The sequence below is a fragment of the Burkholderia sp. SIMBA_051 genome (assembly GCF_046534915.1).
GTDB lineage: Bacteria > Pseudomonadota > Gammaproteobacteria > Burkholderiales > Burkholderiaceae > Burkholderia > Burkholderia ambifaria.
Map to the genome: position 1 here is coordinate 1 of NZ_JAWRXS010000310.1, position 270 is coordinate 270.

Here is a 270-nt window from a genome sequence, read left to right on the forward strand (position 1 = left end):
CAAGCGCCATGCCGACTTCGAGCCGCCGCTGCTGACCATGCGACAGCGCGCCTGCCGACACTTCGCTAAAGCGCTGTAGCGCGAGGCGTTCGAGCACGCTGTCGACGGTGTCAGCATGCGTGAGCGCGCCGCGCGGCGGGGTCCACGCGTTCAGTGCGCGAACCGCGTCCACACCTTGCGCGGCGAGCCGCAGGTTTTCACGCACGCTCAGATTGGCGAACAGGCTCGTCACCTGAAACGAGCGCGCGACGCCACGGCGTACGCGCTTAT

1 protein-coding gene is annotated in these 270 nt (G+C 67.8%); it reads right to left on the reverse strand.

What is annotated here, in order from left to right; all coding sequences use genetic code 11:
- Positions 1–270: ATP-binding cassette domain-containing protein (locus tag SB771_RS34660; protein ID WP_410721995.1), on the reverse strand; the 270-nt coding region annotated here is incomplete at both ends.